Below are 13,919 nucleotides of genomic sequence, written 5' to 3' on the forward strand. Positions count from 1 at the left end.
GCGACGCTGAACGGCCAGACCTCTGTTTTTCGCGCCCGGCTCAGGCCGCGGCGAAGCGGGCGGCGAGGCTGCGGGCGGAGACCTCCGCCTGCTCGTGGGCCTGGGCGCGCAGCTCCTTGGACTGGGGTATCAGGTCGGCCATGGCCGGGTTGCGCTCGGCCAGGGTCAGCTGGGCGGTGACGAAGGTGACGTCGAGGCCCATCGCCTTGCCCAGCACCGTCTCCAGGTAAGGCTGGACGAAGTCCCAGCCCTCGCGCGGGCTGCCGGGGAAGTAGCCGCCGCCGTAGCTCAGCACCACCGTGGCCGGGCGGCCGGAGAGCGGGGGGACCTCGCCGCCGGCGGTGGTGCCGACGAGCAGGATCTGGTCCAGCCACACCTTGAAGGTGCCGGCCACGCCCCAGTTGTACATGGGCACCGCGAGCAGGTACGCGTCGGCCTCGAGCACCTCGTTCACCAGCTCCTCGCGGGCGCGCAGCGCGGCGGCCTGCTCCGGAGAGCGCTCCGCCTCGGGCGTCTGGGCGGCGAAGAGCGCGGCCTCGGTCAGCGCCGGGACCGGCTCGGCGCCGAGGTCGCGGTAGGTGACCAGGCCACCGGGGTGCTCGGCGGCCCAGGTCTGCCGGAAGGTGCGGGCGATCTCCTTCGACACCGAGGCTTCGCTGAACAGCGAGGAGTCGATGTGGAGCAGGTGGGCCATGAGTGCCTCCGAAGATTGTCTGTGCGGCATCTTGTCTACTTTCAAGAATGTCTGTCGCGCAGATTATTTGTCAAGTCCGCGCAGTGCGCTACGCTGAGTGCATGCCGGAAGAAGTCGCACCCGCTCTGCCCGCCGGGCTCGAGGAGAGCCTTTCCTGGCTGCTCGCCGAGTCCTTCCGGGCGCACATGGGCGCCCTGCGCGCGGCGGTCGGCGACATCCCGCACGGCCCGCGCGGCTTCGAGGCGCTGTGCGGCGCCGCGCACGGCAGCGCGCGCAACCAGGCCGAGCTGGCCAAGCAGCTCGGGGTGGACCGGACGGTGATGGTGTACCTGGTCGACGACCTCGAGCGGGCCGGGCTGGTGGAGCGCGTCGCCGATCCGCGCGACCGGCGCAGCAAGCTGATCCGGGCCACCGCGGCCGGGCAGGATCGGCTGCTCGAGCTGCAGAAGCAGACGAAGGCCGCCGAGGACGAGCTGCTGGGCGACCTCTCCCCCGCCGAGCAGGAGCTTTTGCGCTCCATGCTGCGCCGTGTGGCGGCCCGGGGGTCCCGGTACGATCTAGCTCATGCCTGTACCAATGACGGATGCTGACGAACTGTTCGCGGTGGCCGCGGACTGCTGGGGGTACCTCGAGACCGAGCGGATGGACGGCTGGGAGCTGCGCGCCGGGGTGGGGTTCACCCACCGGGCCAACTCGGTCTGGCCGCTCGGCCCGCTCAGCCGCGAGCTTCCCGACGCCCTGGCCTCGATCTGCGACTGGTACGCCGGCCGGGAGCTGCCCCCGCTGGTGCAGGCCGTCGTCGGCAGCGAGCTCGACGCTCTGCTCACCGCGCACGGCTGCGCGGAGGGGCTGGCCGCCGCGCTACGGCAGACCGCTGATGTGACGCGGGTGCGTGCGGCCCTGACCGCCTTCGGCTATCCGAACGTCGCGCTCTCCACCGCGGACCGGCCGCAGGACCGCTGGCTGCGGCTCTATCGCGCGGGCGGGATTCCGCCGCAGGCCAAGGAAATCATGGGCTCCGGTGAGCGGTACTGCTACGCCACCGTGTACAACGAGGCGTCGGGCGAACCGCTGGCGATCGGCCGCGCGGTGCTGGCCGGGCCGTCGGGCGAGTGGGTGGGCCTGGCGGGCATCGAGACGGCCCCGGCGGCCCGGCGGCGCGGGCTGGCCCGGCTGATCATCAAGACCCTGCTGGACTGGGCCGCGGAGCGGGGTGCCCGCTCCACGATGTTGGAAGTGACCGAGGGCAACGACGCGGCGCTGGCCCTGTACGGGGGTCTGGGCTTCACGACCCACCACCACTACCACTACCGGCCGCTCCCGACGGCGACCGTGCCCGTGGTCGAGGCTTCCGCCTGCTGAACGGCCGTCAGCCGCTCGCAGGGCCCGCGGGCCGCGGGCCCTGCAGGGCAGGGCAGGCCTCGGCGGAGCGGATCGCCCCTGGGCAGGGGAAGATCCAGTAGCCTGGCGGCATGGCGCAGGAGCAGTCCAAATTCGATACCGCATCCACGGCCCGGCACTACGCGGCGGCTCGGCCGACCTATCCCGAGGCGTTGTTCGACGCCCTTGACGAATTGCTCGGCGGACGGCTGGCCGGCGCCGACGTTCTCGACGTGGCGGCGGGCACGGGCATCGCGACCCGGCAGCTCGCGCAGCGCGGCGCGCACGTGACCGCCGTCGAGCTGTCCGGCGCGATGCTCGGCGAACTGGTCGCGGCCACGCCCGGCGCCCGTGTCGTGCAGGGCAGCGGGAACGCGCTGCCGCTCGCGGACGACAGCGCCGACCTGATCACTTACGCCCAGGCGTGGCATTGGATGGACCAGCCGCGCGCGCTCGCCGAAGCCCGGCGGGTGCTGCGTCCGCACGGCGTGCTCGCGCTGTGGTGGAACCAGACCTCGCGTGAGAGCGGCTGGGAGTGGGAGCAGCGCGAACGCATCAGCGCCGCCAACATGCAGTGGCATCATCATTCGGCCGAGCACGCCTGGGAGAACGTGGACCTCGACCCGGACCTGCCCAAGCAGTCGTTCAGTTTCGACTGGCAGCGCACCGTTCCGCTCGAGACGCACCTGGCGAATCTGGCCTCGAAGTCCTATATCGCAGAACTCGGCGACGGGATGCAGGCGTTCCTCGACCGGGAGAGGGCCATCCTGTCCGATCTCTTCCCGGACGGCGAGATCACCGAGCGGTTCACCACGCTGCTCGCCGCCACGCTCTTCGGCCGCGATCTCTCCCTGGCCGGCCGGGGCTGACGACTCGCCGCGGCTGCCCGCCGCGTCACGCCTCGGGCAGTCGCCAGACCTCGGGCAGTCCGGCCTCGGAGCCCTCGGCCGAGTAGTCGTGCACGACGTCGAGCAGATCGGCCATCCGCGCCTGCCACTGCACGTTGACCGGCAGGTTCTCCAGGCTCGCCAGCAGCCGCGCGTAGTCCTCGCACTCGATCAGGTGGAACAGCTCGCACCCGCTGCGCCAGATCGACCAGCTGCTCGCGCCCGCGTCCCGGATCGCCGCCGCCAGCGCCGGCGGCACCTCGCGGTGCGCGGCCTCGTACTCGTCGATCCGGTCTGCTCTGACCCTGGTGTGCAATGCGATGCGCATGCGGCCGTTTTATCACAGACATCCGAGGTTTCGACAGGGCGGCAGCCGACGACGCCCGGTGCTCCGGCGGGCGGCCGTAATTGCGTTGCCGCGTCGGGCACGGTGTGGCTCAATGGACTGCGGCGCGGCTGAGAGTCCGACTGGAGCGGACCGGCCCGCAACATCGACCTGGTAGGGAGGCAATCCAGTGCTGCAGCGACGATCCTCGCGCCACTGTCGCAGGCCCCTTACCAGGGTGGGTGAGTAGTCCCCGGTCGGACCTCTCCGCGCCCGTCTGCCCGCCCCGCCGCCGCCATCGCCACCGTGCGTCAGCGGCGGGTGCGCACTAATCTTGATCTCAAGCACGAAGCTAGGATTCTTCATGCCCATGTACGAACTGCCCGGCAAGCACGTGCCCATCCGCCTGTGGGCGGACCCGGACACCGTCGAGCCGAAGGCACTGCAGCAGCTCTACAACGTCACCACGATTCCGCAGGTCGCGGGCGTGGCGGTGATGCCGGACGTGCACCTCGGCATCGGCGCCACCGTCGGCAGCGTGATCGCCCTGCGCGGGGCGGTCTGCCCGGCGGCCGTCGGCGTGGACATCGGCTGCGGGATGACCGCGGTGCGCACCTCGCTGACCGCGAAGGACCTGCCGGACGACCTGAGCCACCTGCGCTACCGGATCGAGCGGGCCATCCCGGTCGGCCGGGGACTGCACGAGAACCCCGTGGACCCGGCGAAGCTGCACGGCTTCGACCAGCACCGGTGGAAGGCCTTCTGGCGCGAGTTCGACGAGCTGGCCCCCGCGGTCAAGGCCCGTCGGGGCCGGGCCGGCGGCCAGATGGGCACCCTCGGCTCCGGCAACCACTTCATCGAGTTCTGTCTCGACGGCGAGGACCACGTGTGGCTGATGCTGCACTCCGGTTCCCGCAACATCGGCAAGGAGCTGGCGGACCACCACATCGGGGTCGCCCAGAGCCTGCCGCACAACAAGGGTCTGGTGGACCGGGATCTCGCGGTCTTCCTATCCCACACGCCGCAGATGGACGCCTACCGGGCCGATCTGTTCTGGGCGCAGGAGTACGCGCGGTACAACCGTGCCGTGATGATGGCGCTGTTCCAGGACGTCGTGGCGCGCGAGTTCAAGGGCGCGCGGCCGAAGTTCGAGCAGACCATCTCCTGCCACCACAACTACGTGTCCGAGGAGACCTACGACGGCGAGGAGCTGCTGGTCACCCGCAAGGGCGCGATCCGGGCCGGGTCCGGGGAGTTCGGGATCATCCCGGGCTCGATGGGCACCCGCTCCTACATCGTCAAGGGCCTCGGCAACAAGGCCGCGTTCAACTCCGCCTCGCACGGCGCGGGGCGGCGGATGAGCCGCAGCCAGGCCAAGCGCACGTATACGCAGGCTGATCTGGAGCGCCAGACGGCCGGGGTGGAGTGCCGGAAGGACGCCGGGGTGATCGACGAGATCCCGGGCGCCTACAAGCCGATCGAGCGCGTCATGGCGGCTCAGACCGACCTGGTCGAGGTGGTGGCGGAGCTGCGCCAGCTCGTCTGCGTCAAGGGCTGAGTTCGAGGGCTGACGCCGAAGTCACGCGGCGGCCCGCCCGCATGACGCCGCACCGAATAAGCACCAATACGCATTCGCCCGGTGGTAGGGGACTTCGGTCCCGACCACCGGGCGATCGCGCGTCCGCGGCCTGCTTCAGGCGGCGTCGGGCGGGCCGGCCGACTTCGCGCGGCGGTACGGACTCACGCTGCGGTCGCCGTGGATGTAGAAGCGCCAGGGGAGGTCGGCGGCGAGGGTGATGCCGGTGCGCGGGCCGCTGCGGATCAGGGCGGGATCGGTCGGCTCGCCGCGTTCGATGGTGAGCTCTCCGCCCGACTCGCACAGGTCCGCTCCGTCGAGACCGCGGCCGAGGCCCAGTGCGGAGGCGAGCCGCCCCGGCCCACGTGCCAGGTCCGCGTCGGTACGGCTCGACTTGCGACGCGCGCGGGCGAGGGTGAAGCCGTCGACCACTTCGCCGGCGCGGACGAGCACGGCTTCGGCCACGCCGTCCTGTGCGCAGACGACGTTCATGGCGTAGTGCATGCCGTAGATGAAGTAGATGTAGGCGTGCCCGGCCGGGCCGAACATCACGGCGTTGCGCGCGGTCTGGCCGCGGTACGCGTGCGAGGCAGGGTCGGCGGATCCGGCGTACGCCTCGACCTCGGTGATCCGCAGCGTCACCTCGCCGAGCGCCGAGCGTGAGGTCAGCAGGCATCCGAGCAGGTCGGGCGCCACCTCCAGCGAGGTTCGGGCGAAGAAGGCGCGGTCCGACACCCCGCCACTCTAACCCGCGCGACACCCGCGAGCCGATCGTCAACTTTGCGTTGACGATCCGGCTTCGTCAACTTACAGTTGACTCATGACACCGACACCGACGCTGCAAGACCTCATCGAGACCGTCCGCGCCAGCGTCCCGGACGAGGACCCCTCCGCTCAGCTCGCCAAGGCCGCCGAGGTGGCCGGCGGGCTCAGCCAGCTCGGCGACCGGCTGCTGGACCACTTCGTCTTCCAGTGCCGGCAGGCCGGGATGTCGTGGGCCGAGCTGAGCGCCTCGCTCGGGGTGAGCAAGCAGGCCGCGCACAAGCGCTTCACCGGCGTGACTCCGACGCTCCAGCGCTACACCGCCAAGGCGCAGCAGGTCGTTCAGGGCTCGATCGAGCAGGCCCGCGCCCTCGGCCACACCGCGGTGGGCACCGAGCACCTGCTGCTCGCCTTGTTCGAGCCCGCAGACAGCCTCGCCGCGCTCGCCCTGGCCCGGCTGCAGGTGCGCAAGGAGCAGGTGTACGACCACGTGATCGCCGCTCAGCCGCCGGCCGGCGAACCGACCGAAGGGGCCATCCCGTTCACCGCCAAGACGAAGGCCGCGATGCGCGCCACCCTCGACGAGGCGCTGGACCTCAACCACAACTACATCGGCACCGAGCACCTGCTGCTCGCCCTGCAACGCGACGAATCCGCCGAGGCCGCGAGGATCCTGGCCGAACTGGGGGCGCAACGGGACGCGGTGCGCACGACCCTGCTGGCCGAGCTCGACCGGTTCGTGCGCGCACGCGCGGCGCTCGCCGCCGCCTCGGAGTGATCAGTATATGAGACATCTTTGACCGGATAATGGAACTCGCTGCTAGGGTCTCCATATCCAGACACGCTCTCGAAGGAGATTGCTGAGATGTCCGAGACGGCCACCTACACCCATGGCCACCATGCCTCGGTGATGCGATCGCACACCTGGCGCACGGCGACCAACTCCTGCGGCTACCTGCTCCCCCACCTGCGCTCCGGCCTGACGGTGCTGGACGTGGGCTGCGGTCCGGGCACGATCACGGCGGACCTGGCCGCCCTGGTCGCGCCGGGCGAGGTGGTCGGCGTGGAACGGGCCGAGAGCGTGCTGGATCAGGCCAGGTACCACGCGGCGGAGAAGGGCGTCGCCGACCGCGTCCGATTCGTGGTCGGTGATGTCCACGCCCTGGACTTCCCGGACGACAGCTTCGACGTCGTACACGCGCACCAGGTGCTGCAGCACGTGGGCGATCCGGTCGGCGCGCTGCGCGAGATGCGCCGGGTATGTCGTCCCGGCGGCGTCGTGGCCGTACGCGACAGCGACTACAGCGCGTTCTTCTGGTCCCCGCAGCTGCCGGCGCTGGACGAATGGGTGAGCCTGTACTGCCGGGTGGCCCGGGCCAACGGCGGCGAGCCGGACGCCGGCCGGCACCTGAAGTCCTGGGCGCGCCAGGCCGGCTTCACCGAAGAGCAGATCACTGCGACGGCCTCGATGTGGTGCTACAACACCCCGGCCGAGCGCGAGTGGTGGGGCGGACTGTGGGCCGAGCGCGCGACGAAGTCCGACTTCGCCCGCGTGGCCGTGGAGGGGGGTCTGGCCACTCCGGACGAACTGGAGCGGCTGGCCGAGGGCTGGCTGGAGTGGGCGCGCGACCGGGACGGCTGGTTGGGCATCCCGCACGGCGAGCTGCTGTGCCGGGTCTGATCGACCCCTGAGATCCCGGCCGCTTCGGCCGCGGCGCGGGAAGCGTGATCCGCATCTCCCGCACCGAACACGATCCGACGCTGTTCCCGCCATGCCTGCGGTGTCCATCTGCGGCAGCGGGATCAGCGGAGGCGAACACGGCGGCGGGCCGACCTCGTGGGTCGGCCCGCCGCCGTGTTCGGCCTACGCCGCCGCCTCGGCGATCGCGACTTCGCCCGCGATCCGGTGCGGGGCCGCGGAATCGACGTCACGGACCTCGCCGACGAGGCGGACGGCGAGCCGGTGCTTGACCGCTTCCTCGGCGCTCGAGGTCGCGACCCGGATCTCGAGGTCTCCGGGCTCGACGATCCTTTGCCCGGACCGTCCCGTGAACGCCGCGAGGTCGGTGTGGCAACGGAAGCGCAGCCGCCGCGCTTCACCGGCCGGGACGGCGACCTTCGCGAAGCCGATCAGCCGGGCACGCGGGCGGGTGATCTGCGCCACCGGGTCGTGCAGGTAGAGCTGGACCACGTCGCTGCCGTCGCGCGGGCCGACGTTGCGCACGGTGAGTTCGATCACGAACTCGCCGTCCACCGGCACCTCGTCGGCGTCGACCGCGCAGTCCTCCCAGACGAACCCGGTGTAGCTCAGCCCGTGGCCGAACGCATAGGCCGGGGTCGGGTCCACGCTGCTGATCGAGTTGAGCAGACCGAGCGGCGGCTGAAGGTACGTCCACGGCTGGCCGCCTTCGCTGTGCGGCACGCTGACCGGCAGCCGGCCCGAGGGGTTGACCCGGCCGCTGAGCACCGAGGCCACCGCGGGGCCGCCTTCCTCGCCGGGGAAGAACGCCTGCACGATCGCGGCGAGGCGGTCGGCGTAGCGGCCGATCGCGTAGGGGCGCCCGGTCATCAGCACCAGCACGACCGGCGTGCCGGTCTCGATCAGCGCGTCGAGGAACTCGCCCTGCCGGCCCGGCAGCGACAGATCCGGGGCGTCGCAGCCTTCGCCGCTGGTGCCGCGGCCGAACAGTCCGGCCCGGTCTCCGAGCACTGCGATGCACAGGTCCGCGTCCCGGGCGGCGGCCACCGCGCGGCCGAGTTCTTCCGGGTCGAGATCGGCGGCGACCTCGCAGCCCCTGGCCGTGTGCAGCTCTATGCCCGGCCATTGGCAGCGAAGCGATTCGAGCACGGTCGGAATCCGCACGCCCACCGGCGTCCCAGGGTGCTGGGGGCCGACGTGGGCCGGGAACGAGTAACAGCCGAGCATCGCAGAGGCCTCATCCGCGAGCGGGCCGACCACGGCGATGCCGCGCTGCCCGGGCCAGCCCGGCGAAGCCGGGTCGAGCGGGAGCAGGCCGGATCGGTTGTCCAGCAGCACCACCGATTCCTCGGCCACGCGGCGGGCCAGTGCGCGGTTCGCCACGCTGTCGAGGTCGACCGTGCCGGGGGCCGGCTGCGGAAGCGGGGTCTCGGCGGCCCCTCCGCCGAGTACGGGCGGCACCGGTGACCAGTCCGGATCGAGCAGGCCGAGCTCGCACTTCTGCATCAGGACCCTCCATAGCGCCCGGTCGACGAAGGTCTCCGCGATCTCGCCGTTCTCCACCGCCGTGACGAGCCTTTGCCCGTAGCCGCGCACGGTGGGCAGTTCCACGTCCACCCCGGCCGACAGCGCCTGGCAGGCCGCGTCCGTGTCGTCGGCGGCCACGCCGTGCTCCGAGTGCAGGAAGCCGATGCCGAAGTAGTCGGACACGACCGTGCCCTCGAAGCCCCACGTCTCCCGGAGCAGTGTGGTGAGCAGTCCGGCGTCCGCGGCGGCGGGCAGACCGTCGATCTCGCAATAGGACTGCATGACCGACTGGGCGCCGGCCACGCGCACGGCGTGCTCGAACGGCGGCAGGATCACGTCGGCGAGCTCCCGGTTCCCGGCCCGGACCGGGGCGTGGTTGCGCCCGCCGACCGAGGCGGAGTAGCCGGCGAAGTGCTTGAGCGTCGCGATCACGCCGCCTTCCTGCAGGCCTCTGACATATGCGGCGCCGGTCAGGCCGACCAGGCACGGGTCTTCGCCGATGGTCTCCTCGACCCGCCCCCAGCGCAGGTCGCGCACTACGTCCACGACGGGCGCAAGGCCCTGGTAAACGCCGACCGAGCGCAGGTCCGCGCCGATCCGCGCGCCCATCTCGGCGATCAGCTCCGGGTCGAAGGCGGCACCCCAGGCCAGCGGGACCGGGTAGATCGTGGCGCCCCAGGCGGCGAATCCGGCCAGGCACTCCTCGTGCGGGAGCGCCGGGATGCCGAAGCGGCCGGCGGCCGTGATCGTACGCTGAGTCCGCGCGAGCGAGAGCGCGCCGAGGGCCGGATCGACCGGCGCGGTGCCGAACGGACGGGTGAGCTGGCCGAGGCCGAGCTTGGCCTGCTCCTCCAGGTCCACCTGCTCGGCCAGGTTCTCGTGCATGTGCGGGGCGACCTCGCCGCCCTCGGCATCGGCCCCCACCCAGACTCCGTAGAGCTGGGCGCACTTCTCCGCCGGCGTCATCCGAGCGATCAAGTCGGCCACCCGGAGCTGTGCCGGCAGCTCGGTCCGGCGCCAGTCCGGCGGGGTCGGGTCGGGGGCGCTGCGGGCGGATTCGGGCGCGGTGGTCATCGGGCCGCGGTTCCTCTCGATGTAGACGCCTTCGAAGTCATGCCGCGCCGGTGGACCAGCGGGTTGCGCCTGCCGGACGTCGCCGTCACCAAGCACCTCGCCCTTCGCCGATAATTTCGAGCCGATGTCCGAATGTTGCTGGCAAATTAGCGAGGGGCGGTTTCGGCGTCAAGGGCAGGGCCCTGATGGATCAGACACGATTAGATCTCAGCGCAGATCCGCGCAGGGGTAGCGCTTATATGCGCAACACAAGCTACGATCCAAGCTGTGACCTCACCTGTGACTCCCCTGCGGGGACAAGCGGGCGCCGCCGAGGGCGCGCCGGGCGAGACGGCCACTCTGGCCGACATCGCCCGTGCCGCCGGCGTGTCGGCCCCGACTGTTTCGAAAGTGCTCAACGGCCGTGCGGACGTGGCTCCGGCGACCCGCGAGCGGGTCGAGGAGCTGCTGCGGGAGTACGGCTACCGCCGCCGCGCGGTGCAGGCCGCGCCGCTGCTGGACCTCGTCTTCCACGAGCTCGAGAGCTCCTGGGCGATGGAGGTGATCCGGGGCGCCGAGCAGGTCGCGCACGAGGAGGGCCTGAGCCTGGTGCTCTCGCAGACCGCGGGCCGGATGGTGCCGGGCCAGTCCTGGCTGGACGGGGTGCTCGCGCGCCGCCCGACCGGGGTGCTGCTGGTGCTGGCGAAGCTGGACCAGGCCCAGCGCGAGCAGCTGGCCACCCGGGACATCCCGTTCGCGGTGATCGACCCGGCCGGCGACCTCGAGGCCGAGGTGCCGGCCGTGGGCGCGACGAACTGGCAGGGCGGGCTGGCCGCCACCCGCCACCTGATCGAGCTCGGGCACCGCCGGATCGGCGTGCTGGCCGGGCCGGAGTCGATGCTGTGCAGCCGGGCCCGGGTGGACGGCTACCGGGCCGGGCTTGAGACGGCCGGGATCCGGTTCGATCCGAGCCTGGTGCGGGCCGGGGACTTCCACCACGAGGCCGGCTACGCCTGCGGCCGCGAACTGCTGCGCCTGGCCGACCGCCCCACGGCCGTGTTCGCGGGCAACGACATGCAGGCGCTGGGCCTGTACGAGGCGGCGCGCGAGCTCGGCCTGCGCATCCCGGACGACCTGAGCGTGGTCGGGTTCGACGATCTGCCGGCCGCCCGCTGGGTCGGGCCGCCGCTGACCACGGTGCGCCAGCCGCTGGCCGAGATGGCCGCGGCGGCCGCCCGGATCGTCATCGACATCGCCCGGGGCCGGCGGCCCTCCGCGCTGCGCATCGAACTGGCCACCGAGCTGGTGGAGCGGGCCAGTACGAGCTCGCCGCGCACGGCCTGATCCCGTTGCCCCGCGCGGGCAACCGCGCGGGGCGCATCCGGGCCCGGGGCCGTGCGGAGCCCGGCCGAACGGCGTGGACACGCCGCTGCGAACTCCGGCGAAACGGTTGACGTCGCCGCAAGCGCGGCGTACTTTCCCACCGCGAACTCGAAACTCGGTGCGAAACATTCGGAGGTCTCGGTGCAAGACTCGAAGCCGCACGCACCGACCGAGACCGCCGCACCGGGGCGCGCGGCCCGCGTGGCGATCGTGGGCGCCGGATCGATCGCGGAACTCGCGCACCTGCCCGCGCTCCGCTCGCTCGAACCTCGGGTGCAGATCGTCGCAGTGGTCGACAACGACCCGGCCCGGCTCGCGGATTTCGCGGCACGCCACGGGATTCCGGCCGCACGCGGCTCCGTGGAGCAGATGCTGGAACTCGACCGCCCCGACCTGGTCCACCTGTGCACGCCGCCGGCCGCCCATGCGTCGGACGCGGTGAGTTGCCTGGCCGCCGGCGCCTGGGTGCTGGTGGAGAAGCCGCCGGCTCGCTCGCTGGCCGAATACGACCGCATCGCCGCGGCGGAGGGATCTTCGGGCCCTTATGCCTCCGTCGTCTTCCAGCACCGCTTCGGCGCGGCCGGACTGCGCTTGGCCCGCCTGGCGCGCTCTGGAGCCCTCGGCCGGCCGCTGGTCGCGCAGTGCGTCACCGCTTGGTATCGCGGCCACGAGTACTACGAGGCGCCGTGGCGCGGTCGCTGGGAGACCGAAGGCGGCGGTCCCACGATGGGGCACGGCATTCATCAGATGGACCTGATGCTCGCAGTGCTCGGAGACTGGGCGGAAGTACGGGCCATGACGGCCACGCTGGACCGGCGGGTGGAGACCGAAGACGTCTCCGCCGCCGTGGTGCGCTTCGAGTCCGGAGCCGTGGCTACCGTCCTCAACAGCGTGCTCTCCCCGCGCGAGGAGAGCTACCTGCGCTTCGACTTCACCCGCGGCAGCGTCGAGGTACGCCACCTCTACGGCTACCGCGAGGCCGACTGGACCTTCACGCCGTCGCCGGACGAGTCCGCCGCCGAAGCGGCTGCGGCCTGGGCGGACCAGGGGCCGGACATACCGAGCTCGCACGCTGCGCAGCTGACCCATCTGGTCGACGCCTGGGAACGCGGCGAACGCCCGCCGGTGAGCGGCAGCGAGGGGCGTGCGGCGCTCGAACTCATCACCGCGATATACCGCTCGGCGGCCACGGGTGCTCCGGTGCACCACGAAGATCTGGGCCCTGACGATCCCTACTACCACCGGCTCGACGGCCGCGGCTGCGCGAAGGCGGAGGCAGCGCCGCACCTGTGCCACGACGTCGACGCCGCCCGGATCTCCGTGCACGCCGCCGGAACCGAGATACTGCGCTACCACTACCGGCCCGCGATCGATCCGTTCGAATGCCCGGCGCCTTACTTCCATCCGCTACGCACGCTTTCCGGCGGCGTGGTCACCGTGCACCGGCCGTACGATCACCGCTGGCACAAGGGGCTGGCGATGACGGCCTCGCACCTTTCCGGGCAGAACTTCTGGGGCGGCGTCAGCTACGTGCACGGCGCCCCGAACGGCGGTTATGTGGTCCTGCCCAACGTCGGACGGCTCGAGCACCGCGCCTTCGGCGAGCCGGAGCGAGGGGAATCAGACCCCGGCCTCGGCTTCGCGGAATCAGTGGGCTGGATCACTGCTGACGACGAGCTGCTCCTGCGGGAAGAGCGGCGCGTGCGGATCGTGGACGTGAACCGGGACGAGGGGCACTGGACCCTGGAGTTCCGAACCGCGCTGACCAACGTCAGCGGCCGCACGCTGGACTTCGGCAGTCCGACCGTCGCAGGCCGCGAACTCGCCGGGTACACCGGGTTCTACTGGCGCGGACCGCGCTCGTTCGCCGACGGGACGATCCTGGCCGGCGGCGGGTTGGAAGGCCCTGCGGTGATGGGCAAGACGGCGCCGTGGCTCGCCTACACCGGCACCTTCGACGAGCACGACGGGCAGGCCACGCTGGTTTTCCGGGCCGCGCCGGACATCCCGGGCGGCGATCCGCACTGGTTCGTGCGCTCCGCGCCGTTCGCCGCGGTGAACCCCTCACTCGCCTTCTTCGAGGCTCTGCCGCTGCCCACGGGTGAGACCCTGGCCCGCTGCTACCGGCTCACCGTGGCCGACGGCGCCTGGGATCGGGCACGGATCGTCGGGCACCTGGCCGGGCGGCACTGGTGAGCGGGGCGGAGCACGAGGCGCGACGGCCCGGATTCCCCGGCGGGACGGGCGTTTCCGGGCTCTCGGTGTACCGGCAGGCCGCACCGGACGCACTGTGCGGCGGGTCCCCGCACGTGCACCTGGCCTGCACCGCAGAGTTCTACCACGCTGCGGTGGCGCTGCGGGCGGATCGCTACGCGGCGTGGGAAACCGTGTGGCGCAAGGGCGCCCTGGCTGCCGCGCAGCGCACGCAAGGGCACCTGGCCGAGCTGCGCCGCGGCCGGATCGAGCACCTGCTCGGCGCCGGGATCGGCGTGGAGACCGCGGGCGCGCCCGAGGCGCGCGCCTTCGGGATGTGCGGGCGCCTCGACCGCTTCTCGACGCAAGAACTCTGACACACCTCCGGTCCGCCGTGTGCGCGGACGGGCGGCCGCGGACCGGTGCACGCGAAGCCGGGT

Annotated in this window: 13 protein-coding genes; 9 read left to right on the plus strand and 4 right to left on the minus strand. The window is 71.8% G+C overall.

Annotation, left to right across the window (positions count from 1 at the left end; translation table 11 throughout):
- Nucleotides 1–40: 40 nt before the first annotated feature.
- Nucleotides 41–694 (minus strand): FMN-dependent NADH-azoreductase, encoded by a 654-nt coding sequence (locus ACTRO_RS10120; RefSeq protein ID WP_034262890.1) that lies wholly within the window; start codon nt 692–694, stop codon nt 41–43.
- Nucleotides 695–795: 101 nt separating this feature from the next.
- Here ACTRO_RS10120 and ACTRO_RS10125 point away from each other — a divergent pair, with 101 nt between their 5' ends.
- From ACTRO_RS10125 to ACTRO_RS10135, 3 genes are all read left to right on the plus strand, one after another.
- Complete coding sequence (locus ACTRO_RS10125) at nt 796–1,284, plus strand: MarR family winged helix-turn-helix transcriptional regulator (protein ID WP_051450610.1); 489 nt, start codon at nt 796–798, stop codon at nt 1,282–1,284.
- On the plus strand, nt 1,259–2,056 hold the full coding sequence (locus ACTRO_RS10130) for a GNAT family N-acetyltransferase (protein WP_084316139.1): 798 nt from the start codon (nt 1,259–1,261) through the stop codon (nt 2,054–2,056). Before ACTRO_RS10125 ends, ACTRO_RS10130 begins: the two co-directional genes overlap by 26 nt.
- 110 nt (nt 2,057–2,166) lie before the next feature.
- Nucleotides 2,167–2,943: a class I SAM-dependent methyltransferase gene (locus ACTRO_RS10135; RefSeq protein ID WP_051450612.1), complete on the plus strand. Its 777-nt coding sequence runs from the start codon at nt 2,167–2,169 to the stop codon at nt 2,941–2,943.
- Nucleotides 2,944–2,968: 25 nt separating this feature from the next.
- Here ACTRO_RS10135 and ACTRO_RS10140 read toward each other — a convergent pair whose 3' ends face one another.
- On the minus strand, nt 2,969–3,289 hold the full coding sequence (locus tag ACTRO_RS10140) for an L-rhamnose mutarotase (protein ID WP_034262892.1): 321 nt from the start codon (nt 3,287–3,289) through the stop codon (nt 2,969–2,971).
- A gap of 361 nt (nt 3,290–3,650) precedes the next feature.
- Between ACTRO_RS10140 and ACTRO_RS10145 the strand changes: the two genes are divergently transcribed.
- Nucleotides 3,651–4,844 (plus strand): RtcB family protein, encoded by a 1,194-nt coding sequence (locus ACTRO_RS10145; protein WP_034262893.1) that lies wholly within the window; start codon nt 3,651–3,653, stop codon nt 4,842–4,844.
- A 135-nt stretch (nt 4,845–4,979) separates the two neighbouring features.
- Here ACTRO_RS10145 and ACTRO_RS10150 read toward each other — a convergent pair whose 3' ends face one another.
- Nucleotides 4,980–5,597, minus strand: a complete 618-nt coding sequence (locus tag ACTRO_RS10150) for a DNA-3-methyladenine glycosylase (RefSeq protein ID WP_034262895.1) — start codon at nt 5,595–5,597, stop codon at nt 4,980–4,982.
- An 85-nt stretch (nt 5,598–5,682) separates the two neighbouring features.
- Between ACTRO_RS10150 and ACTRO_RS10155 the strand changes: the two genes are divergently transcribed.
- Both ACTRO_RS10155 and ACTRO_RS10160 read left to right on the plus strand, forming a co-directional pair.
- Nucleotides 5,683–6,402, plus strand: a complete 720-nt coding sequence (locus ACTRO_RS10155; RefSeq protein WP_034262896.1) for a Clp protease N-terminal domain-containing protein — start codon at nt 5,683–5,685, stop codon at nt 6,400–6,402.
- 87 nt (nt 6,403–6,489) lie between these two features.
- Nucleotides 6,490–7,305, plus strand: coding sequence for a methyltransferase domain-containing protein (locus ACTRO_RS10160; protein ID WP_034262897.1), 816 nt, complete (start codon nt 6,490–6,492; stop codon nt 7,303–7,305).
- Between the two features lie 183 nt (nt 7,306–7,488).
- On the opposite strand, the gene ACTRO_RS10165 is transcribed toward ACTRO_RS10160, so the two are convergent.
- Complete coding sequence (locus tag ACTRO_RS10165; RefSeq protein WP_034262899.1) at nt 7,489–9,924, minus strand: beta-xylosidase/alpha-l-arabinosidase; 2,436 nt, start codon at nt 9,922–9,924, stop codon at nt 7,489–7,491.
- Between the two features lie 267 nt (nt 9,925–10,191).
- Here ACTRO_RS10165 and ACTRO_RS10170 point away from each other — a divergent pair, with 267 nt between their 5' ends.
- From ACTRO_RS10170 to ACTRO_RS10180, 3 genes are all read left to right on the plus strand, one after another.
- The gene (locus tag ACTRO_RS10170) at nt 10,192–11,247 is read left to right on the plus strand and encodes a LacI family DNA-binding transcriptional regulator (RefSeq protein ID WP_245594344.1); all 1,056 of its coding nucleotides are present in this window, start codon (nt 10,192–10,194) and stop codon (nt 11,245–11,247) included.
- Between the two features lie 180 nt (nt 11,248–11,427).
- Nucleotides 11,428–13,482 carry a DUF6807 family protein gene (locus tag ACTRO_RS48805; protein ID WP_063627960.1) on the plus strand — a complete coding sequence of 685 codons (2,055 nt, stop codon included), beginning with the start codon at nt 11,428–11,430 and terminating at the stop codon, nt 13,480–13,482.
- On the plus strand, nt 13,479–13,856 hold the full coding sequence (locus ACTRO_RS10180; RefSeq protein ID WP_034262900.1) for a hypothetical protein: 378 nt from the start codon (nt 13,479–13,481) through the stop codon (nt 13,854–13,856). The genes ACTRO_RS48805 and ACTRO_RS10180 overlap by 4 nt, the downstream gene beginning before the upstream one ends.
- Nucleotides 13,857–13,919 lie beyond the last annotated feature (63 nt).

It is taken from the genome of Actinospica robiniae DSM 44927, assembly GCF_000504285.1.
Taxonomy (GTDB): domain Bacteria; phylum Actinomycetota; class Actinomycetes; order Streptomycetales; family Catenulisporaceae; genus Actinospica; species Actinospica robiniae.

Bases quoted from the DNA above. Each gene is read 5' to 3' on its own strand.
- ACTRO_RS10145 (WP_034262893.1), top strand. From the start codon at position 3,651: ATGCCCATGTACGAACTGCCCGGCAAGCACGTGCCCATCCGCCTGTGG.
- ACTRO_RS10160 (WP_034262897.1), top strand. From the start codon at position 6,490: ATGTCCGAGACGGCCACCTACACCCATGGCCACCATGCCTCGGTGATG.
- ACTRO_RS10120 (WP_034262890.1), bottom strand. From the start codon at position 694: ATGGCCCACCTGCTCCACATCGACTCCTCGCTGTTCAGCGAAGCCTCG.
- ACTRO_RS10135 (WP_051450612.1), top strand. From the start codon at position 2,167: ATGGCGCAGGAGCAGTCCAAATTCGATACCGCATCCACGGCCCGGCAC.
- ACTRO_RS10140 (WP_034262892.1), bottom strand. From the start codon at position 3,289: ATGCGCATCGCATTGCACACCAGGGTCAGAGCAGACCGGATCGACGAG.
- ACTRO_RS10155 (WP_034262896.1), top strand. From the start codon at position 5,683: ATGACACCGACACCGACGCTGCAAGACCTCATCGAGACCGTCCGCGCC.
- ACTRO_RS10165 (WP_034262899.1), bottom strand. From the start codon at position 9,924: ATGACCACCGCGCCCGAATCCGCCCGCAGCGCCCCCGACCCGACCCCG.
- ACTRO_RS10130 (WP_084316139.1), top strand. From the start codon at position 1,259: ATGCCTGTACCAATGACGGATGCTGACGAACTGTTCGCGGTGGCCGCG.
- ACTRO_RS10125 (WP_051450610.1), top strand. From the start codon at position 796: ATGCCGGAAGAAGTCGCACCCGCTCTGCCCGCCGGGCTCGAGGAGAGC.